This is a genomic window from Luteimonas aestuarii, from assembly GCF_004357985.1.
GTDB lineage: Bacteria > Pseudomonadota > Gammaproteobacteria > Xanthomonadales > Xanthomonadaceae > Luteimonas > Luteimonas aestuarii.
Window position 1 is genome coordinate 420,220 of sequence record NZ_SMTF01000003.1, and the last position, 19,788, is coordinate 440,007.

17 protein-coding genes and 1 pseudogene are annotated in these 19,788 nt (G+C 64.0%); 5 read left to right on the forward strand and 13 right to left on the reverse strand.

Features of this window, described 5'->3' with window-relative positions:
- Positions 1–21 precede the first annotated feature (21 nt).
- From E2F46_RS06880 to E2F46_RS06890, 3 genes are all read left to right on the forward strand, one after another.
- A complete protein-coding gene (locus E2F46_RS06880; RefSeq protein WP_133321327.1) occupies positions 22–1,614 on the forward strand; it encodes an ABC1 kinase family protein in 1,593 nt (530 codons plus the stop codon).
- Positions 1,615–1,677: 63 nt separating this feature from the next.
- Complete coding sequence (locus E2F46_RS06885; RefSeq protein WP_082316348.1) at positions 1,678–3,753, forward strand: heavy metal translocating P-type ATPase; 2,076 nt, start codon at positions 1,678–1,680, stop codon at positions 3,751–3,753.
- A 19-nt stretch (positions 3,754–3,772) separates the two neighbouring features.
- Positions 3,773–4,876 carry an acetate kinase gene (locus E2F46_RS06890; RefSeq protein WP_165967371.1) on the forward strand — a complete coding sequence of 368 codons (1,104 nt, stop codon included), beginning with the start codon at positions 3,773–3,775 and terminating at the stop codon, positions 4,874–4,876.
- A 36-nt stretch (positions 4,877–4,912) separates the two neighbouring features.
- Here the strand turns inward: E2F46_RS06890 and E2F46_RS06895 are convergent, their stop codons facing one another.
- Genes E2F46_RS06895 through E2F46_RS06910 form a run of 4 tightly spaced genes read right to left on the reverse strand, consistent with a single transcriptional unit; the run spans position 4,913 to position 7,061 of the window.
- Entirely contained in the window at positions 4,913–6,190 is a 1,278-nt protein-coding gene (locus E2F46_RS06895) for a hypothetical protein (protein ID WP_243720337.1), read from the reverse strand.
- 13 nt (positions 6,191–6,203) lie between these two features.
- A complete protein-coding gene (locus E2F46_RS17670; RefSeq protein ID WP_425429642.1) occupies positions 6,204–6,431 on the reverse strand; it encodes a GDCCVxC domain-containing (seleno)protein in 228 nt (75 codons plus the stop codon).
- Positions 6,409–6,696: a heavy-metal-associated domain-containing protein gene (locus tag E2F46_RS06905; RefSeq protein ID WP_092410657.1), complete on the reverse strand. Its 288-nt coding sequence runs from the start codon at positions 6,694–6,696 to the stop codon at positions 6,409–6,411. Before E2F46_RS06905 ends, E2F46_RS17670 begins: the two co-directional genes overlap by 23 nt.
- An 8-nt stretch (positions 6,697–6,704) precedes the next feature.
- Entirely contained in the window at positions 6,705–7,061 is a 357-nt protein-coding gene (locus E2F46_RS06910; protein ID WP_092410659.1) for a mercuric transporter MerT family protein, read from the reverse strand.
- A gap of 41 nt (positions 7,062–7,102) precedes the next feature.
- Here E2F46_RS06910 and E2F46_RS06915 point away from each other — a divergent pair, with 41 nt between their 5' ends.
- Positions 7,103–7,525: a MerR family transcriptional regulator gene (locus E2F46_RS06915; RefSeq protein ID WP_129135912.1), complete on the forward strand. Its 423-nt coding sequence runs from the start codon at positions 7,103–7,105 to the stop codon at positions 7,523–7,525.
- 520 nt (positions 7,526–8,045) lie between these two features.
- Here E2F46_RS06915 and E2F46_RS06920 read toward each other — a convergent pair.
- Entirely contained in the window at positions 8,046–9,392 is a 1,347-nt protein-coding gene (locus E2F46_RS06920) for a hypothetical protein (RefSeq protein ID WP_133321329.1), read from the reverse strand.
- 123 nt (positions 9,393–9,515) lie between these two features.
- On the opposite strand from E2F46_RS06920, the gene E2F46_RS06925 reads away from it, so the two are divergent.
- Positions 9,516–9,818 (forward strand): helix-turn-helix domain-containing protein, encoded by a 303-nt coding sequence (locus tag E2F46_RS06925; RefSeq protein ID WP_133321330.1) that lies wholly within the window; start codon positions 9,516–9,518, stop codon positions 9,816–9,818.
- A gap of 400 nt (positions 9,819–10,218) precedes the next feature.
- Here the strand turns inward: E2F46_RS06925 and E2F46_RS06930 are convergent, their stop codons facing one another.
- The 8 genes and pseudogenes from E2F46_RS06930 to E2F46_RS06965 form a co-directional block, all read right to left on the reverse strand.
- Positions 10,219–11,136 (reverse strand): integrase domain-containing protein, encoded by a 918-nt coding sequence (locus E2F46_RS06930; RefSeq protein WP_133321331.1) that lies wholly within the window; start codon positions 11,134–11,136, stop codon positions 10,219–10,221.
- Positions 11,137–12,055: 919 nt separating this feature from the next.
- A complete protein-coding gene (locus tag E2F46_RS06935; RefSeq protein ID WP_165967372.1) occupies positions 12,056–13,000 on the reverse strand; it encodes a tyrosine-type recombinase/integrase in 945 nt (314 codons plus the stop codon).
- 156 nt (positions 13,001–13,156) lie between these two features.
- Complete coding sequence (locus E2F46_RS06940; protein ID WP_133321333.1) at positions 13,157–13,468, reverse strand: hypothetical protein; 312 nt, start codon at positions 13,466–13,468, stop codon at positions 13,157–13,159.
- Positions 13,469–13,916: 448 nt separating this feature from the next.
- Positions 13,917–14,204 (reverse strand): LapA family protein, encoded by a 288-nt coding sequence (locus tag E2F46_RS06945; RefSeq protein WP_133321334.1) that lies wholly within the window; start codon positions 14,202–14,204, stop codon positions 13,917–13,919.
- A 64-nt stretch (positions 14,205–14,268) separates the two neighbouring features.
- A pseudogene (locus E2F46_RS06950) lies at positions 14,269–14,634 on the reverse strand (electron transfer flavoprotein subunit beta/FixA family protein); the annotation flags it as partial.
- Positions 14,631–15,428 (reverse strand): alpha/beta hydrolase, encoded by a 798-nt coding sequence (locus tag E2F46_RS06955; protein ID WP_165967373.1) that lies wholly within the window; start codon positions 15,426–15,428, stop codon positions 14,631–14,633. The gene E2F46_RS06955 and the pseudogene E2F46_RS06950, both read right to left, overlap by 4 nt.
- Before the next feature lie 240 nt (positions 15,429–15,668).
- On the reverse strand, positions 15,669–17,741 hold the full coding sequence (locus tag E2F46_RS06960; protein ID WP_133321336.1) for a 3-hydroxyacyl-CoA dehydrogenase NAD-binding domain-containing protein: 2,073 nt from the start codon (positions 17,739–17,741) through the stop codon (positions 15,669–15,671).
- Positions 17,738–19,534, reverse strand: a complete 1,797-nt coding sequence (locus E2F46_RS06965; protein ID WP_133321337.1) for an acyl-CoA dehydrogenase family protein — start codon at positions 19,532–19,534, stop codon at positions 17,738–17,740. Before E2F46_RS06965 ends, E2F46_RS06960 begins: the two co-directional genes overlap by 4 nt.
- Positions 19,535–19,788 lie beyond the last annotated feature (254 nt).

Sequence of the window (19,788 nt, forward strand, 5' to 3'; positions counted from 1 at the left end):
GCCGGCCAGGACCTCGCGCTGATGGCGGGCACGGTGCGCCGCGGAGGCCAGATCGCCTGGGCCGGACTGACTCTCGGGGTCGCGGTGTTGCGCCTGCGCCGACGCAGACCCGAACGGCTTCCCGCGTACGTCAGCGCCACCCTGGTGGGGCTGGGTACCACCTTCGTCAAGCTGGGCCAGGGTTTGAGCCTGCGCTGGGACCTGCTGCCGGCGCCCTATCGCGAGGCATTGTCGCGGTTGCACAGCGACGTGCCGGCATTTCCTGCGGACCAGGCCAGACACATGGTCGAGCAGGCGTTCGGCGCCTCCGTCGAAGAGCTTTTCGCCAGCTTCGATGACCATCCGCTGGCCGCCGCGTCGGTGGCTCAGATCCATCCGGCACGCATGCATGACGGTCGCGACGTGGTCGTCAAGGTCACCCGGCCCGGCATCCACGCTCAAGTGCAGGCTGACCTGCGGCTGCTTCGACGCACGCTGCGCGTAGCCCAGTGGATCTGGCCGCCTCTGAAGCGACACCGCCCCCTCGAACTGGTGGACGAGCTGGGCGCATTCCTGCGCGATGAAATCGACATGCGTCACGAGGCGCAGAACATGCGCCGCATGGCGAAGGTGCTCGATGCCCTGCCCGGCATCACACAGCCACATGTCGTTGAGCCCTACGCCACCCGCGACGTGCTGGTCCAGGATCGTAGCCACGGCACCCGCCTGGAAGCCGCTTATGGAACGGCGGCGGCTCCCGCACTGGCAAGGGCGCTGCTCGGTGCCTACGTGCATCAGCTCTTCGGCGCCGGCGTCTTCCATGCCGACCCGCACCCGGGGAATCTGTTCTTCTTTGACGACGGTCGCCTGTGCCTGCATGACTTTGGCTCGATCGGCGTGCTCGACCCTGCATCCCGGCTCGCGCTCGGCGGCATGGTCGAGGCCATTGCGGCCGACGACGCCGAGGGCGTGCTGGATGCAGCGATCGCCATGGGCTTCTTCCCGCCGCAGGTCGACCGCCGCTCGCATGTGCGCGAGATCCACCTGATCCTGGCCGAGATGGCCAGCCGTCCGCTGGCGCAGTGGTCCATTGCCGAGGCAATCTGGCGCGTGGCACGCATTGGGCAGGGCGCTGGCTTCCGGCTTCCGGCCCACCTGCTGTCCCTGATCCGGATGCTGTTCCTGGTCGAGAACACGCTGCGGGCGCTGGATCCGGATCTGGACCTGCTGGGGACGCTGTCCGCGCAGGCGGCCGCGATCGCCGACATTGCCGAAGCCAGCCGCCCCAGCGGCAACAGGCCGCTTGCCATGCGGCTGGCCCGCACTGCGCGCCAACTGCCACAGATCGCCACCGACCTGTTGCGGCAGGCGCAACTGAGCGACGGACGACCCGCCTTCTCCGTACACCACCATGGCCTGAGTTCCACGCAGGAGGCAATCGCGCGCACGGGCAACCGGCTGGCGTTGGCCCTGGTCACCTTGGGCCTGTACGTAAGCGGTGCGCTGTTGAGCCTGCATTCCGACGGCCCGCAAGTGTTCGGTCACATGCCTTTCCTGGCTATGGTGGCTTTCGCTGCTGCGGGATTGCTCTCACTGCGGCTGGTGATGGCCATCGCCAGATCGGGACACTTGTAACAGAACACTGATCTATCTCCCCGCTGGTGCCCGGCGCATCAGTGCATCCAGGAAGGCAGACCCATGACGCAACACAATCATCATCATCAAGATCATCAGGCGCACGGCGAGCAACCGCCGCATCCCCGCACGGGTGCTGAAGGTGACGTCCATGCCGGGCACGACAAGCATGCCGGCCACAGCGTGGCGAGCTTCCGCGACAAGTTCTGGCTCACGCTGCTGCTGACCATCCCCACTCTGATCTGGAGCGGGATGATCCAGCATTGGTTCGACTACACCGCACCACAGTTCCCGGGGTCGGCGTACATCCCGGCGGTGTTCGGCACGATCGTGTACTTCTACGGCGGCTCGCCGTTCCTCCGCGGCGGATACCACGAGCTGAGAAATCGCCTGCCGGGCATGATGACGCTGATCTCGCTTGCGATCACCGTCGCCTTCCTTTACAGCGCGTTGGTCACGCTCGGCGTTGTCGAGGGCTTGGACCTGTGGTGGGAGCTGGCGACGCTGGTGGCGATCATGTTGCTCGGCCACTGGATCGAGATGCGTTCGATCAACCAGGCACAGGGCGCTCTCAAGGAACTCGCGAAGCTGCTGCCTGATATGGCGGTGCGGTTGGATGAGGCCGGTACCGCGAAGGAAGTCCCTGTCGCGGAACTGAAGCGCGGCGACCTGCTGCTCATCAGGCCCGGCGCGAGCATTCCCGCCGACGGCGTCGTGAAGGAAGGGACCAGCGCCGTCAACGAAGCGATGATCACCGGCGAGTCCAAGCCGATGGACAAGTCGACGGGCGACCGGGTGATCGCCGGCACCGTCAACGGACAGGGCTCGTTGCGTGTCGAGGTGACGGGAACCGGCGACGAGACCGCGCTCGCGGGTATCATGCGGCTCGTCGAGCAGGCCCAGACGTCGCGCTCGCGCGCCCAGGCCCTGGCGGACCGGGCGGCGTTCTACCTCACGATCATCGCCATCGTCTCCGCCGCGGTTACCGCCATTGTCTGGCCACTCCTCGGTCGACCGTGGAGCTTCACGATCGAGCGCGTAGTGACCGTGCTCGTGATCGCCTGTCCCCATGCGCTGGGTTTGGCCATCCCGCTGGTGACCGCCATCTCGACCACGATTGGCGCACGGAACGGCCTGCTCGTGCGCGATCGACGCGGCCTGGAAGAGGCCCGTTTGCTGAACACGGTCGTGTTCGACAAGACAGGCACGCTCACGCTCGGTTCGCACCGCGTCGTGAAGACCACTGCCGCCGATGGACTCACCGACGACGAGGTGCTTCGCGTGGCCGCGTCGGTCCAGCGCGACGCTGAACATCCGATCGCGCAGGCGCTGATGACCAGCGCCAAGGAACATGGCATCGACGTTCCGATGTCGCAGGACTTCGAGTCCATGCCGGGACGCGGCGTGCGCGCAGTCGTCGAGGAGCGCTCGCTTCACGTTGGCGGGCCGGGTCTGTTGAGAATGCTCGCGGTCGAACCGCCGGAGACGCTTCGGCGGGCTGCCGAATCAGCGGCAGCCGATGGTCAATCTGCAACCTACCTGGTGGAAGGCGACCGGGTGCTCGCCGTATTTGCGATCGCGGATGCCATCCGTCCCGAATCGTTCGACGCGGTCAAGCGGCTGCACGACGAAGGACTGGAGGTTGTCCTGCTGACGGGTGATTCCACGGCGGTCGCAAACGCGGTCGCGAAGGAACTCAACATCGACACCGTCTTCGCCGAGGTATTGCCCGAGGACAAGGTGGCAAAGATCGAGGAGCTGCAGGCCCAGGGCAAGCGCGTCGCGATGGTGGGTGACGGTGTCAATGACGCTCCGGCGCTGCTCACGTCCGACGTCGGCATCGCCATCGGCACAGGGACGGACGTCGCGGTCGAGGCCGGCGACGTCGTACTCGTGCGCAGCGACCCGCGCGACGTGCCAGCGATCATCGAATTGAGCAAGGCCACCTATCGCAAGATGATCCAGAACCTGTGGTGGGCCGCCGGCTACAACATCGTCGCCATCCCTCTCGCCGCTGGCGTTCTCGCCGCATGGGGGATCCTGCTGCAACCTGCGCTTGGGGCAGTGCTCATGTCGCTGAGCACCGTCGTTGTGGCAATCAATGCGCAGTTGTTGCGCCGGGCGGTGCGGTCCCCATGAACATGATTCGGGGACACCTGTGACCACGCGCCGGCTTCTTGCACTCAACGTTGGCTCGTCCACCCTCAAGGGCGCGTCCTATCTGTTCAACACTGAGGGACACGGCGCGCAGTCTCGTCTGCTCGAGCGCTCCCGGGCCGAAATTCCAGTCGGCGTGGATGCGCAGGAGCGCCTTGCCACCCTGCTCGAGGCATTGTCGGAGCCGTGGCCCAGCCCCGACGTGGTGGTGCACCGAATCGTACATGGCGGTGACTTGCACGACGCCCGCGAGCTCGACGAAACCGTGCTCGCGAAACTGGATGCATTGGTGCCGTTCGCACCCTTGCACCAGCCGGTAGCCCTCGCTTTCGCGCGTGCCGCGCGCATGCGTTGGCCGCACGCGCGCCAAGGCGTGGCCTTCGACACCGACTTCCACGCGTCGCTCGCGCCCTGGAGCCGGCGCTTGCCTGTCCCTGAAGCATGGGATGCGCTGGGCATCCGCCGCTACGGTTTCCATGGACTCGCCTTTGCCTCCGCGCTCCGCATAGTGGCCAGCCACGACGCTGGAATCCTGAAGGGCCGCGCTGTCTTCGCGCATCTGGGGGGTGGCTGCAGCGTCTGCGCCGTCGAGGGCGGCCGCAGCCGCGACACCACCATGGCGCTCACTCCGCTGGGTGGAATCCCGAGCCCTACCCGCTCCGGAGATCTCGATCCCGGCGCGTTGCTGTATCTGCTGAGGCATGAACGCCTGGATGCGCAGGCGCTTGAAAACGGCCTGTACCGCAGTGCAGGCCTTGCCGGAATCGCCGGCCATGGCGACATGCGCGTGTTGCTGACGGATCCCGGCCCGCAGGCCCAGCTTGCCGTGGAGCTCTTTGCAGTCCGGATTGCGCAGTCCATCGCGGCCATGGCCACGGCAATTGGCGGTCTCGACCATGTCGTCTTTTCCGGCGGCATCGGCCATCGCGCGCCGGTTTTGCGGGCTCGCATCGTCGCGCGACTGGCCTGGCTCGGCCTGGCGCTGGCACCTGACGTCAACGATGCTGGAGCCACGCGGATCGACCGCGGGGGCGGGCCGAGCATATGGAACGTCGCGATCGATGAGGAGCGCGAACTGGCTGAATCGGCACTCGCCTCGCTGTAGCCACGACACGCCCCAAGGGTCGGCTCCGGTGGGGAATCACTCCTCGATCCGTGACGACGTGAGCACCGCTGCAAATCCCCCGCCCGGGGTGCGCATATTCGTGGTCTGGCCCTGGTACAACCTGACCGCGAACAGCAGCACACCCGCCTCGGATGCGAAGCAGCGCACATCGGCCTTGAGGGACTGCCCCCCATGCACGATCCGCAAGCTCGGTGCCGCGAAGGCCTGTGCGATGTAGGTCGCCGACACCATCGACTCCCACGTCCGCCGGGTGAGCTTGTCGCCCCGATAACTCCCGCGGCTGCCGAACCCTGCTGCAGGCTTGAAGAAATAGCCGTTGCGCGCTGCCCACAGCGCATCCCGGTTTCCGGGCACGACTTCAACCGTGGGCGGGATCACCTGTGCCAACAGGGCGGTCGAACCCGCATCGACCCCGAACCCGCCAAGCAGAACAGGGTCTCCCAGCACCGCGAGGTTGCGCTTGTCGGCGAACAGCGCGTGCGCACGCGGATGCGGTGTCAGCGCCACTTCCCCTGCGAGGTAAGCCTGACGAAGGTCTGTATGTGACGCTTCCTCAAGCGCGAAATCGGTCAACCGGTTGTAGACCATGTCGATCCGGCCGTGCGCATCTGCAAGCCCGTCCGGACCAAACTTCAGTTCCTCGGGTGCGCGTATCACGCAGTCCACGCCATGCTCCCGGAATGCGCCCGCGTACAGCTCGAACTCGGGGTAGAGGAACTGCTCCCGCGGGGCGCTGTCCACGATGGCCAGACGCGACGGCATACGGCCGGACTGCTGCCGGGCGTCCTCCAGCCAGGCGATGATAGCCATGTTGCTAGCGTTGGCCCCCGTTGTCCAAGTGGTCCACGCATCCGGTGCGCAGGCCTGCACGGCATCGACCAGCATTGCATTGAGAAGCAGCCCGCCGGGATTGGTGTTGACCTCAATCAGCCGCGGGCCGTCGACTGTCAAGTGAAAGTCCAGCCCAAGGACTCCACCCGCCGACCCTGGCTCATGGGTCGCGATGTCGGGGGCCCATTGCAGGACGTGCTGGCGATATCGCGGATTTGCTGCGACGTCGAAGACCGTCGCCGCGACTCGCCCCATGGCGTCCAGCGCCGCGCGATCAACGAACAGGGCATACGGGGAAAACAGGTGGGCGTGCACGGATGGATCGGCCGTGAACTCCGGAAAGGCAGACCGGATCGACTCGTGCAAACTGAAAACGTCAACCACTTCGCACGCACATCGCTGGTTGAGCTGCGCACCTACCGAGGTGGCACAGTCGAGATCGCAGCCTGCCTGTGCAGTCATTATCGAAGTCCGGTCAACCACAACATGAATTGTGCTGTTGGATCGGCGGGCATGGCACTGTTCCGAACGAGCAGAACACACAGCAGTCGCCTTGATTCGGCCGCAAGACCACTCCACAGCCCGTGCACTCGTAGAAAAATTGGCACGCTGTGACTGGCATTGTCTCGGTCGCCCGATGGCCGCACTCCGGGCAGGTCAAGATGCTTTCTAGCTCGACGTCACTCACCGTCAGCCCGCGCATTGGCCGGGAAGCCTGCTTCTGTGACTGCGCGCGCGATTCTAGATGTATCCGTCCGGCTCGTGTCGAACGTCACCGTGACTGTTTCTGCCCGCGTGTCAACCTTCGTCTCGGTGACGCCAGGCACCTTCTCCAGCGCCTTCCTGATGGTGATGCCGCAGGCGGGACAGGTCATGTTCTCGGCATCGAACACCACGGTCGCGGGCGTCGCCGCCAGGGCGGCCCCGACCGAGAGAGCAGCCACGAGGGCCAGTATCCACTTGCGCATTGCGCCTCCTACAGAATCCAGACGATGTAATAGGGAAACAGCAGCAACAGGACGATGAGGACTGTCGCCAACCAGAGCCAACGCCGCCTCCTTCGCAGGGTGTCCGGCTCGACGCAACTGCCATCCACACCGCAATGTGACGCCGGCCGATACAGCATCCAGAACGCCACCGCCAAGGACACTACGGCGGCGGCACTGAACCAAGGCCTCAAGGGATCCAGGGCCGTAAGGGTGCTGATCCAAGCGCCGCTGATCCCCATGAACACCAGTACCAGTGGCACGACGCAACAGACGGACGCGCCAATGGCGGCGATGCTCGCGCCAACGATGGCCGGAACAGAAGATTTAGCGGGAGTTGCTTGCATCCGGGCATACTAATCTCCGTACCCGGGTACGGAGTCAAGCTATGCGTCCAAACACGTTCACGATCAGCCGCTTGGCAGCGGCTGCCGATGTGCACGTCGAAACCGTGCGCTACTACCAGCGCCGCAAGCTGCTGCATCAGCCCGCGCGACCGAGCGGAGGCGTGCGTCGCTACGGCGAAAGCGACGTGAATCGGCTTCGGTTCATACGGCACGCTCAGAAGATGGGATTCAGCCTCGACGAGATCGCTGGCTTACTACAGATTACAGGCAAGCATTCTTGCGAGCAGACCCGCCAGTTGACCGAGCGAAAGCTCGTCGATGTCCGCCTACGAATCCGCGAGTTGAGGAATCTGGAGAGGGACCTCGAACAGAAGGTAGCGCGGTGCGCCCGAGTTCCGGCGGGAGAGTGCTGCCCAACGCTTGATTTTCTGAAGAGGGAGAATTGTTACACGGCAGGGAGTTAGCTCACTTTCTGGCTCTTCTATGCGAGTTCCTCCGGCCCTCCACCCACGCTCTACCTGGCGGGTGTAGGCCGCGCATCCTGACGATCCTTGGCAGCCCGATGGGTTCCGTCAACCGCCCAGAGAGACCAGCAGCGGGCATCGCCGCACACGTTTGCGACGTTTCATATGGGCTCCCTGCGCTGAATAAATCGGACGAGACGGCCGCGCCGCCGCCACCGTATCCCGACGGCCGCTTTCTGAGGCGATGTACGTTAGCCCTGATAACGGCCCCTAATCGTTGACCTTCTAAAGGTTAGGGACGTCATTGAACGACGGCTACCCTGAATATGACCATGAGCACATGGCAGTCGCATGGGTGCCGAGACAAGGGGATACCAGGACGGCAGTCAGCCGCCCCGCCGTTCCACTTTTGCGGTCGACTACTTGTCTGTGCTGGCCGCCTACCGCTCTTCAAGCGCCTCCAGCATCAACTCCGCCGGCAACGCGCTGCGTACTGCTGCAGCCCCGAGATCAGGGGTCGTCAGTAACCGCGCTGGCGGGCGGCTTCCCTGAGGCGCTCCTGCTCGGCTGGAGCAAGCGCCTCGAAGTTGCCCTTCAGCAGCTCTTGAATGCAACGCCCAGATAGTTCATCAGCAGATTGATTGCATGTGGCGGCAACCTTGCTGGCTGCCTCCCCGAACAGCAGGTCATCTTCCATTCCATGGCAGTAGCCGTACATGCTCCAGGAACGCATGAGGTGGGGCTTCATCCGGTCCCCAAGTCGATCAACAACAACCACTACTGCGTCGGCCATCTCGCCTACGTGTTGGCGGGTGGTCGCATAGGCTTCCGTTTGCCTCGCTGGAATGCCCGCTGTTGCAGCCTGCTCTGCGATGGTCTGAGTCAGGGCGCCCATAGCGGCACAGGCTTCCACCTGACGTGAATCCGAAAGATCCAGTCCACGCGAACCTGTGCCTGACGATGGGCCATGGCTTGCCTCCGGTGCGTCAGTCACTGGGGGTTCGGTGGGTGCCAGCAGCGTCACGGTAGCGAGACGAGGTGAAACTCCTACACCCCCCTCATTCCTGAAGAAGTGGATATCGACCCTGTCTGCGATCAGGACATACTGCTTGTCATCCATTTCGCCGGAGATGCGCGCGTAAACGGTTGCCCCGATCGCAAGCCGCCCTCGATGTCTTGCATCTTCAATCCTGCGGGCTGCTCGTTCGTCTTCAATCCGCATGTCGCATCGCGCCGTTGGCGGTTGTTGTGGTGTCCTGCCATCTGCTGCTCCTGGCGACGCCCAGTTTCGAATCTTGTAGCCGATCGCCAGGCTTCGATTGCTTCCAAACAGTTCCTCTTGCCAGCCTCCGTCGCAAGGCAGGAACGGCGCGCTCAGGACGAACGATGACGTATCGAAGTTGTAGGGCATCAACCTCATGTGGGCTGATGCGTCGTCCTCGGTATAGCCACCAAAGCTCCTGAATCTCCGCGGCGGATCGCCGGTCATGCCGAGGACCTTTTGCGTCGACGGATATGGCATGGATACGCTCAGGACCCCTAGTCTGAACTGTCCCATTCCTCTCATTTCCTGAATGAGTGTTCGAATCTGCGCGGCTCTAGCACGCATTGCTTCGTGATGATCTCGCTTCGAGAATTGATCGAGATCGGACGGCGGCGCTCCAAAGACGTGTTCCGAGAGTTGCTCGTCACTCCAGGTCGTGGCGGCATGACCGAGAAGGATGAGATGCATGTCTGCTCGGCCAATACGTGGATAGGCAGTTGTTTCAACCGCTTCTGCAGAAGACGTTCTGCTTGATGCGGCAGATGGCAACGCCACGTTGACAGCCGTTGCGACCAGCAGTGCCAGCCCAAATCTTCCTTTCATAAGTGTTCCCCCATGGGGTCGTCGTCAGCGCATTGGGTTGCCGGGCGGCTCAAGCCTTCTACATAACTAAATCATATATACCAAAATTGACTTTAGCGTGGCCGCGCCATCCAGCGCATTGCCATGTCAAAGACCCTTTACCGCCGCGAGAACGAACTCTTCAGGGAGCAACTGCGTCGCGCGCGGGAGACCGCAGGACTCACGCAAGCCGATCTTGCGCGCGCGATCGGTCGGACTCAGGTGTTCGTCAGTCATGTCGAACGGGGGGTTCGCAGGCTGGACGCAGTCGAGCTTCTGGAGATTTGTCGTGCGATGGGGGTGGATCTCACCACCTTCGTCTCAGAGTTCCAGAAGACGGTGGATGCCCTCCCCCGCCGGAAGACCTCGCAGGTTCGCCGGACTGGTATCCCGCGCCCTAGGGGATGAGCGAAACCGCCAATGCGCGCGATGGTCGATCATTCGTTCGCTTCCAGCTCACTGACGGGGTGGGGGTCGCCGAACCTCACCCTGTCACGACCCGGATCTTCCTGGCTCTTGTGGATACGCGACGAGGGTCAGCTTGGTGCCCAGTTGCCCTGTGAAGGTGATGGCGGCGTTTGCCGTTATCAGACAGCTCCCTCTCTTCCGCTTCCATCGTAAGCAACGTTGTCTATGGCGAACCGTCCCAGGAAGTACCAGCGCCATGTGTTTCGCGAGGATGGCCTCCCGACGAAGGCCACCGGTGATCGCGAGTGACGCCTGCTGCAATCACGCTTTGGAGCGACAGCGACATCCTCGGTACCCACGTCAGTCGACGGCGACCTCAGTCCCGGTGGACCGCGTCCAGCTACCCGCCTCGCCTCCACAGATCCCGAACCGTCTGGCCATATACCGTACGCACCCAGTCGGTGCGCTGGGCACCATGCCCCAACGCATTCGCAGCCTTGGCAAGCGCCTCACGTTCAGTCCAGCCTTTCCCATGCAGGTGGCGAATCAGGCAGCAACAGTACCCATAACGCGCGGCATGCGGGGACTGCGCGCCAGTCATGCCAATGCGGGAACAGATGCTGTAGACGCGGGCAATAGCCTGAGGAAGTTCACCAGGAATCAGGAATCCACCAGTCGATGCTGCGACCTCGCGTGCCCTCCCGATTGCGTCGAGTGTCTTGGGCACGTCAATGATGACTGCCTGCCGCAGGCGGCCGCCCTTTGCGCCACGCGAGACGCGCAACTCCGGCAGCTCGAGTTTCGACTGCCGCAACGTCGACTCCCAGTTCGCCAGATCATGGCTACACATGACCGCCTCCTGCACTCGAAGGCCCACGAAGTACCCAAGTTCGATCACGGAGGCGACGCCCGACTCCAGATCGCCCGCCTGTCGCGCGAACTCAGCCATGGCCGGCTCTTCCAGCGGCTCCCGCACTCCACCGCGGTTGCCTCCAGAAATCCCGAGGCTGAAGTTCGACACGGTGGGGTGCTTCAGCAGCTGTCCCCGGCCAGACTTCCTGAGCAGGAACCGGATGTGCGCCATGTAGTTCTGCACAGACCTGATCGAGTTTCCATCGTCAAGAAAGTCGCCAGCCAAGGCCTGCAGATGGACGCTGCGCACTTGCTTGAGGTTTGTCAGATGGAATTTTTTCGCCAGAAAGGAAACTGCTCGTTTGATGGCATAGCGTCTTGCTTTGCGTGTCAATCGAGCACCATCGCGCAAAGCCAGAACCTTGCGAGCCTGCTGCATCAGCAGGTAGTAGGGCGTATCAGTCATCGCTGCAACCTCTCCAAGTTCGGCGCCATCCGAACAACGTTTTCAAGCACATGGCTTGCTGGAGAAGCCCGGCGGCGGCGCCGGAAGGGTTGGGTTGGTTAGGTTTTCTGCGGCGATGCTGCGCGTCGCACGACTGACGCAGATCCTGGCAAGTAGTGCCAGCAAGGCCCATTTCCCGAGGGAAACCGGACATCTCCAAAAAAAGATGATTGGGATGATGGCAACTAGCCGACGGTGAACACCTGAGAAGGCACATCTCTCAGGAGGACACGGAGCATTCAAGGCATTGGCAGCCCGCATGCATGAGCAATGCGACGCGTACTCTCGAAGCGGCCTGCGATGCAGGCTGCGCAGAATGCGATTTGATCGGAGCTGAATCTAGATGATTGACGAGCTTAGGGTCGTCACGCCATTTGGCTTACGCCAGATTGGCTACGAGCGTTCCCGATCCCACGCGCTGTGTCAAGAGGACATGCGGAAAATTTTCGTCCCGTCACTTTCGAAAAAGCTCGAAACTCCCAGCGCACTCAATCGTTTTGCGCCGTTATCACTCCACGTCACTCTTGCGTGATCGCCCGCTGACCCTAGACGCGACAATGCCGGCGTACGTCGACATCGGAGGACCGCATGAGGCCACCGCGCTTCTCGCTCGCCACGAACGAAGATCGCGATGGCGTTGCGAAAAAGGTTCGAGATTCACTCGCTCGCAACCTACTGATCTACCGCGACTAATCCATGAATCTCACCACACGGTGTCGAGATTCTTCCGGTCGCCCGACCCCATGCCAGCGTGGCGCCCAGAATCTCGCACTTTCGCACTCTTGCGATCACCTCCGACTCCGCCAAACCATTGTGGTGCAACGATTTCACGACGCAGTATCGTCCGCAAGAATCTCGACACCGACCCGGACGACGACCCTTACCTCGTTCGCTCCCGAAGCATGGCCTCAAGCGCAACACCATCCCGTCGACCGGTGGCACCCGCGACATGCCTGGCATAGATCGTCAGCAGCATTCGGCAGTCGGCATGCCCCAATACCTGGGCGACAAAGGTGGGTGCCTCTCCTGCAGCCAACATCAGGGTGGCCGCAGTGTGGCGCAGCTGCTCCGGGCCGCGAAAGGCCAAACCTTCGGCTTCGAGTATCCGCCGCCAATCCCGCCGCGCGAAATTCTGGATGTCCAGCGCACGCCCCCGCCGGCTCAGGAAGACATAGCCACCCACGCTGCCCGTCAGCTGCCACTGTCGGTCGAAGGCCTCGGCAACCGCCGCGCACATCGGGATCAGGCGCTGGGAGGACGCGGTCTTGGGCAGGCTCTCCCGGCCATCCGCGCGCGCGCGACGAACCTCGAGCGTGCGCCGCGCACGATCCACGCAGTCCCAACACAGGCCATTGGCCTCACCCGAGCGCAGCCCCACCAGCCCTCGGATCCAGACATACTCGGACAGGTGTGCAGGTGCGGCAGCCCTGAGACGCTGGAGCTCGGGCAAGGTGAAGGGCTGGATCTGCGGGCGAGCTACTGGCAGCGGCGGTAACGATCGCCCAGGGTTGACGATGCCATACCGGTACTCTCGCTCACCCAGGCACTGCGCCAACACCTGCAATACCGCATTGATGCGCTTGGTAGAGCAACCCGACTCGCGCGCGAGCCGCAGGCGAAGCCCCATCAACGCCGCGCGATCAAAGCCATCGATCCGATGCATCTTCAGCTCGGGCAGCAAGTATCGCTGCAGGATGTGTCCGACCCGGCGCTGCGTGCTCACGCGCCAGCCGATCGAGACCTGGTCGAACCAGGTGCAAGCGAAGTCCGCAAGCGACGCGCTGGCCGGCGAATGGGGTTGGCGGAACTGGACAACGGCATTCATCACGAGCTCCAGGCATGCATGCATCAACATGCCCCGACCTCACAGTTCGCAAAACAAGGAGGCGTTTTCCCGGCAGCCCTGCGCCAAGCGCCTCGACCCCCGACCAGCACAGCCTGCTCTTCAAGATGCACCGGGGGCCCGGATGTCCTCGCGCGCCTACGGCCGTCGGAACAAGAACCTCGGGTCGCGCAAGAAGCGTGCCTTTGTTCCGGACGCCATCCAAAGCACCCGCATTTCCTCCAGGGTGCCCGCGAACTTCATGTCCGCGCGCTCGGGAAAAGCCATCGAGCCGCTCACCGCTGATTGCATGCCCGTGCCCGCAGGCAAGTACATCAGAATGTCGCCCACCCCGGCCTGGCCTCCATCGCGGGTGCGCTCCAGCGTGCCGGCCGTCACCTCCAACCTAGTCTCATTATCGCCTTCCCGCTGCACCTCTCTGACATTAAAAAACAGGTCCTGGTCGCTCATGGTTCGCTCCGTTGACGGTCACGGACCGAGCGTAGGACGGGAGTTCCGCCGTGGATACTGGACAACGTCTCCCCGAGCCCCAGGTCGTCTTCAGACGTCGACCCGGGTATTGGCAGAACCCGGGTCATTCCCGGGCCATCTGCTACCCGAATCGGCGAGTGGGCGGCCATATCGGCTGCGGCGTGGGTTCAGCATGCGATCAGGACCAGCCGTCTGGCGATAGACCGAGCGACTGCAACAGATTCCGAAACGCGAGGTGCGGGTTAGCTGTACCAGACCGATGAGGTACTGCGTTAGACATTGGCACCCCGCTACCATGGAGATGAGGCTGCTCAGATCTGCAGAGCTTTTCTGATCCCGCGGGTATTCCCCGTAAAAGCCCGGGAGTACATCCTTTCGATTTCAGCGTTCATCAATTGACTATTTCCCGCAAGTGGAACATGCGGGTTCATTTGTCTGAGACGGGCTCCATCATGAAATCTGTTTTGCAGGTTCTACCCGTTTGCGCAGCCGAAGCATCCGCCACATTTTCGCCGGAAAGGCATCTTCCTACACCGTGACCATGAGGCTTCACCAGGCCCGCATCATCTTCCATTGAAAGAACGATCCTCTCGGTGAGGGTACGAAGCTTATCGGCCTCGCTCTTTAGCGCGTCTCCGGCTCGCTTGTAGTAGCGCCAAGATGCTAGCCAAGAGATCAAGGCTCCTGTCACTACGGAGACAACGATTTCAATCATGGCGACCCTGCATTGAACTAGCCCGGGAAAGCTCCGAGAAGTCCTTTTTCATGGGGCAGAACCGGTCGTCGATGGCCTGCTTGCCGAGGATGACGAGGTCCGGCGATTGCTTCTCGACCAGCTTGAGCAGCGTGCGGGCGGCGGTCAGCGGCTGGATGGCCCCGTCCGTGACGACGTGGATGGCGCGGTTGGCGCCCATCGCCAGGCCGTTGCGCAGGTGGGCTTGGGCATCGGCGGGCGCAATGGTGGCCACCACCACTTCGGTGGCGACGCCCTTGTCGCGCAGCCGCAGGGCCTCTTCCAGCGCGATCTCGTCGAACGGGTTGGGCGACAGCTTCACGCCGTCGACGACCACGCCGGAGCCATCCGGCTTGGCCTGGACGCGGACGTTGTAGTCCGCCACGCGCTTGTAGGCGACGAGAATCATCAATGGGGCTTAGTGATATCGCCAAGGCAATACCGGACGAACTCCACGCGCATGTCCGCCAGATGCCGGGCCTCAGGCACCGGCAGCAGGTCGAACGCATGCGGCGCCGCATCGTAGTCGACACGCCAAGCTTCATTCCCCGCCGCCAGCCAGCGCGCATGCATGCCAACGCTGTCGTCGTACAGCGGGTCGGCCGTGCCGACGCAGAACATTGCAGGCGGCAGCGATTCGAACGCCTTTTGCGGCCATTCCCAGGGCGACGAGGCCACATCGACGCACGCTCCTTCACCCAGGTAAGCTTCCACGTAGAAGCGGCACGCGCCAGCGTCCAGCAAGGGCGACGCGATGGTGCCGGCGCGGCTTGGCAGGGTATTGGAAAGGTCGAACAGGCCGTAGTTGAGGGAAGCACCGGCGAACCGCAAGCCCGCATCGCGCAACAGCGGCAATGCCATCAATGCGAGATGGGCGCCCGCCGACTCTCCGGCAAGGACCACGCGGCCGGCATCGAAACCGTACTCGTTGCGCCATTGCCCAGTGAGGCTACGCACGGCACGCACGCAGTCCTGCAGCGCGACCGGATGCCGATGCTCCGGTGCGAGCCGGTAGTCGATGCTGGCCACCAGCGTCGAGGTGGCGCGAGCCAGGCCGACCAACGCGGGTTGCAAAGACCTCGGGTCGCCGAGGCACCAGCCACCGCCGTGGATGTGGATGACCGCGCCGCGGACCTCCCCTTGTGGCGGGACGAGAAGCACGGCCACGCCATCGTGGTGTTCAATACGACTGGCCGAAGCAGGCATCGCCTCCGCGCCAATTGAATCCTGCGCATGCAATGCCGAGGCCACGGCGGCGTTGAACGCGATGCGCGATGCGGGAATCTCATCCAGTCGCCGAGGAGGCCGCGCCGGAAGCTGCTGCAACCGTCGCATGGCGGCGTGCAGCGCGTCGCTGGCCGGCACCCGCAACGTATCGGCGAAGCCAAATGCCTGCGGGAATCCAGCGTACTGGCGCCTGTCGCCCATCTCGCGCAGCCTAGCGCCTCACGCGAACGACTTGCCTTCCGCTGCCAACCGCTCCAACAGCGGCGCCGGCGTCCAGTAGCGTTCATCACGGGCATATCGCCGGATCGATTGCAGTACACGTCCGGTTCCAAGGGTGTTCGCGTAATGCATCGGACCGCCTCGCCATGCCGGGAAACCATAACCGTACAGCCAGACCAGGTCGATGTCGCTGGCGCGCATCGCGATGCCCTCGTCGAGGATGTTCGCCGCTTCGTTGATCAGCGGCAGCACGCAGCGCTCGACGATCTCCTCAACGGGGATCTCGCGGCGCGAGATGCCGAAGCGCCTGGCCTCCTCCTCGACGATCGCGTCCACTTCCGGATCCGGGATCGGCTTGCGGCTCCCCGACTCGTAGCGGTAGAAACCCGCACCGGTCTTCTGACCGTACCGTCCCATCCCGTATAGCCGATCGCCCACGGCGTAGATCATCGCGTCCGCCGGATCCACGCCGCGCTGCTGGCGCACGCGATAGCCGACATCGATACCGGCGAGGTCGGACATCGCGAACGGCCCCATCGCGAAACCGAAGCCGGTGATCGCCGCATCGATCTGCGCCGGCGACGCGCCTTCCATCAACAGCACGCCGGATTCGCGACCATAACCTTCCAGCATGCGGTTGCCGATGAAGCCGTCGCACACGCCGCAGACCACCCCGACCTTGCGCAGCCGCCTGGCCAGCGCGATCGCGGTGGCGAGCACGCTGTCGGACGTGTCGCGCCCACGCACGATCTCCAGCAGCCGCATGATGTTGGCTGGACTGAAGAAGTGCAGTCCCAGCACGCGCTGCGGCGACGCGGTCGCGGATGCGATCTCGTCGACGTCCAGGGTCGACGTGTTGCTGGCCAGGATCGCGTCCGGCCGGCAGCGCGCATCGAGATCGGCGAACACCGTCTTCTTCAGCGCCATGTCCTCGAACACCGCTTCGATCACCAGGTCGACCCGCGCAAGTCGCTCGTCGTCGCCGGCCATGATCCGTGCGATCCGGGCACGCGCTTCCGGTTCGTCGAAACGGCCGCGCGCGGCCAGTCCGAGATAGTGCTTCTCGACGTGCGCCAATGCGCGCTGCAGCGTATCTGGCGAGTTGTCGAAGAGGCCGACCTCCAACCCGGCGTCCGCCAGCGTCAGTGCGATGCCGATGCCCATCGTGCCCGCGCCGAGCACGGCGCAATCGCGGATCGGCAGCAACGGGGTGGCCGGATCCAGCCCCTCGACCTTCCCGGCCTGGCGCTCGGCGAAGAACGCGTGGATCAGGGCAGCCGACGTCGGGCTGCGTGCGCACTCGAGGAACAGTTCGGATTCGCGCTCCTGCCCCTCGCGGAATGGCAGCGACGCCGCCTGCACCGACAACACGCAGCGCCGCGCAGCGAAATTCGCAGCCGTGTCCGGCAGCTTCGCGAGCGCGGCCTCGAACAGCGCGTCGTCCTGGTCGACGTCGCGCTCGCGCGTGCGTCTGGGCCCGGCGCCGGCATCGAGCAGGCGCCGTACGTAATCGAGCACGGCATCCTCGAAATCCTCGGCGGGCGCGAGCTCGTCGACCAGCCCCAGCGACAACGCCTTCGCTGCATTCACCGGCTTGCCGGTCACGATGAGGTCAAGCGCAGCGGCGTTGCCGATCAATCGCGGCATGCGCTGGGTACCGCCGGCACCCGGGAGGATGCCGATCTTCACTTCCGGCAGGGCCATCGTGGCCGCCTCGGACGCGATGCGATGGTGGCAACCCATCGACAGCTCCAGCGCGCCGCCCATCGCGGTGCCGTTGATCGCAGCCACCGTGAGCAGGTCGCTGTCCTCGAACCGGTCGATCAGTTCCGGTAGTTGCGGCGGTTGCATCGGCTTGTCGAACTCGGAAATATCTGCGCCGCCGGAGAACATCCGTCCGGAACCGGTCACCACCAGCGCGCGGACGCCGGGATCGCGTTGCGCCTGCGCCAGTGCTTCGGCCAGCGCCGCGCGGACGCGCGCGCCCAGCGCATTGACCGGCGGATTGTCGAGGCGGACGACGAGGATCGCACCATCGCGATGGACGGAAACGCCGGCTGCACTGGCGGTCATGGATGCATTCCTTCGATATCGAGTTCGAGTACGGTGCGATCGGGCACGACCAGGATGTCGGCGGTCGACATCGCCCTGGGCAGTTCCCAGCGATAGAAATAGCGGCACGCATCTAGCTTGCCGCGCAGGTAGCCCTCACGAACGCCGGCGCCGGCCTGCAGCGCGCGCTCGGCGGCCAATGCCTGCCGCAGCCACAACCAGGCGACGACGACATGGCCGAACATCGCCAGGTACTCGCTGGAATCGCACAGCATGGCCTTCGGGTCGCCGGCGCGTTGCAGCAATTGCCCGGTGACGTCGACGACGCGCGCGCAGGCACGCTCGAGTTGCGAGGCCATGAGTTCGAACCCGGTCACGCCCTTCGCCTCCGCAACTGTCGCGGCGATGCGGTCGCAAAGCAGTTGCAACGCGCGGCCGTTGCCTGCGGACACCTTGCGGCCCAGCAGGTCCAGCCCCTGGATGCCATTGGTGCCCTCGTGGATCGGGTTGAGCCGGTTGTCGCGGTAGTACTGCTCGACCGGATAGTCACGGGTGTAGCCGTAACCGCCGAGCACCTGGATCGCGAGGCTGTTCGACTCAAGGCAGTACGCCGACGGCCACGCTTTCGCGATCGGCGTCAGCAAGTCGAGCAGCAGCGCAGCGTCGGCGCGCACCGTGTCGTCGTCCGCAACCTCGGCATCGTCGCAGAACGCCGCGCAATCCAGCGCCAATGCCAGTCCGCCCTCGGCGTAGCACTTCTGACGCAGCAGCAGGTGGCGCACGTCCGGGTGATCGGCAATCGGAACCATCGGCGTCGCCGGGTCCTTGCCGTCGACCGGTCGGCCCTGCAGGCGCGTCTTCGCGTAGTCGAGCGAATATCGGTAACCCGCGTAGGCCAGCGCGGCCGCGCTGAGACCCACGCCGATCCGCGCCTCGTTCATCATGTGGAACATGTACTTCAGGCCGTGGTGCGGCTCGCCCACCAGCCAGCCACGGCACTCGCCCTTTTCACCGAAACCAAGGATGGTGCTGGTGATGCCGCGGTAGCCCATCTTGTGCAGCAGGCTGACCAGACGGACGTTGTTGTCTTCGCCAGGGCTGCCATCGTCGTTCACCCGGTAGCGCGGCACGATGAACAGCGAGATGCCGCGCACGCCGGCAGGAGCGCCCTTGATCTTGGCCAACACCAGGTGGACGATGTTCTCCGCCAGTTCGTGTTCGCCGCCGCTGATCCACTGCTTGGTGCCGGTCAGCGCGTAACTGCCGTCGTCGTTGGGCGTCGCGGTGGTGCGGATGTCGGCGAGCGAACTGCCCGCCTGCGGTTCGGACAATGCCATGGTCCCGAAGAAGCGCCCTTCGCGCATCGGCTTCAGGTAGCGCCGCTTCTGCTCGTCGCTTCCATGCGCCGCGAGCAGGTTGCCCGCCGCGGACGTCAGCGTCAGGAATGCCTGAGTGCTGATGTTGGACGCCTGGAACAATGCAGCGACCCCCATGGCTGCCGACCAGGGCAACTGCATGCCGCCCTCGTCCAGACCCTGCTGCACGCTCATGAATCCGGCGTCGACGTAGGCGCGACAGGCCTGCGCCACCTCCGGGGGCAACGCCACGCGCCCCTCCACCACCTCCGGCTCGCAAGCGTCCGAAACGCGATAGTGCGGCACGAAATAGCGCTCTGCGATGGCCGCTGCCGAATCCAGCACGCCGTCCACCGTCTCCCGGTCCAGGTGCGCGTAGCGGGGCACCTGGAAGAACCTGTCGGCCCCGGCAACGTCATACAGCAGGAACCTGATCTCTTCGGTATCGAATGGTTTCACCGAGGCCTCCCACAGCCGGACCAACCCCAATCATCCTGTCTCTATTTTGTCGACAAAAATAGAGGCGCCTTTGGCCAGAACTATCCGCAAAACGGCTTGTTTGTGGATAGGACGGACTGGACTGGATGGTATGATGCGGTTATGTTGACGTCAATTCTGTCGACAATTTGTGCCGATGATCGGGTTACCAGCCCCCCGCACCCTCCCCTTGTGCGCGAGCAGCAGGCATTGCGCCGCGACATTCATGGACAATG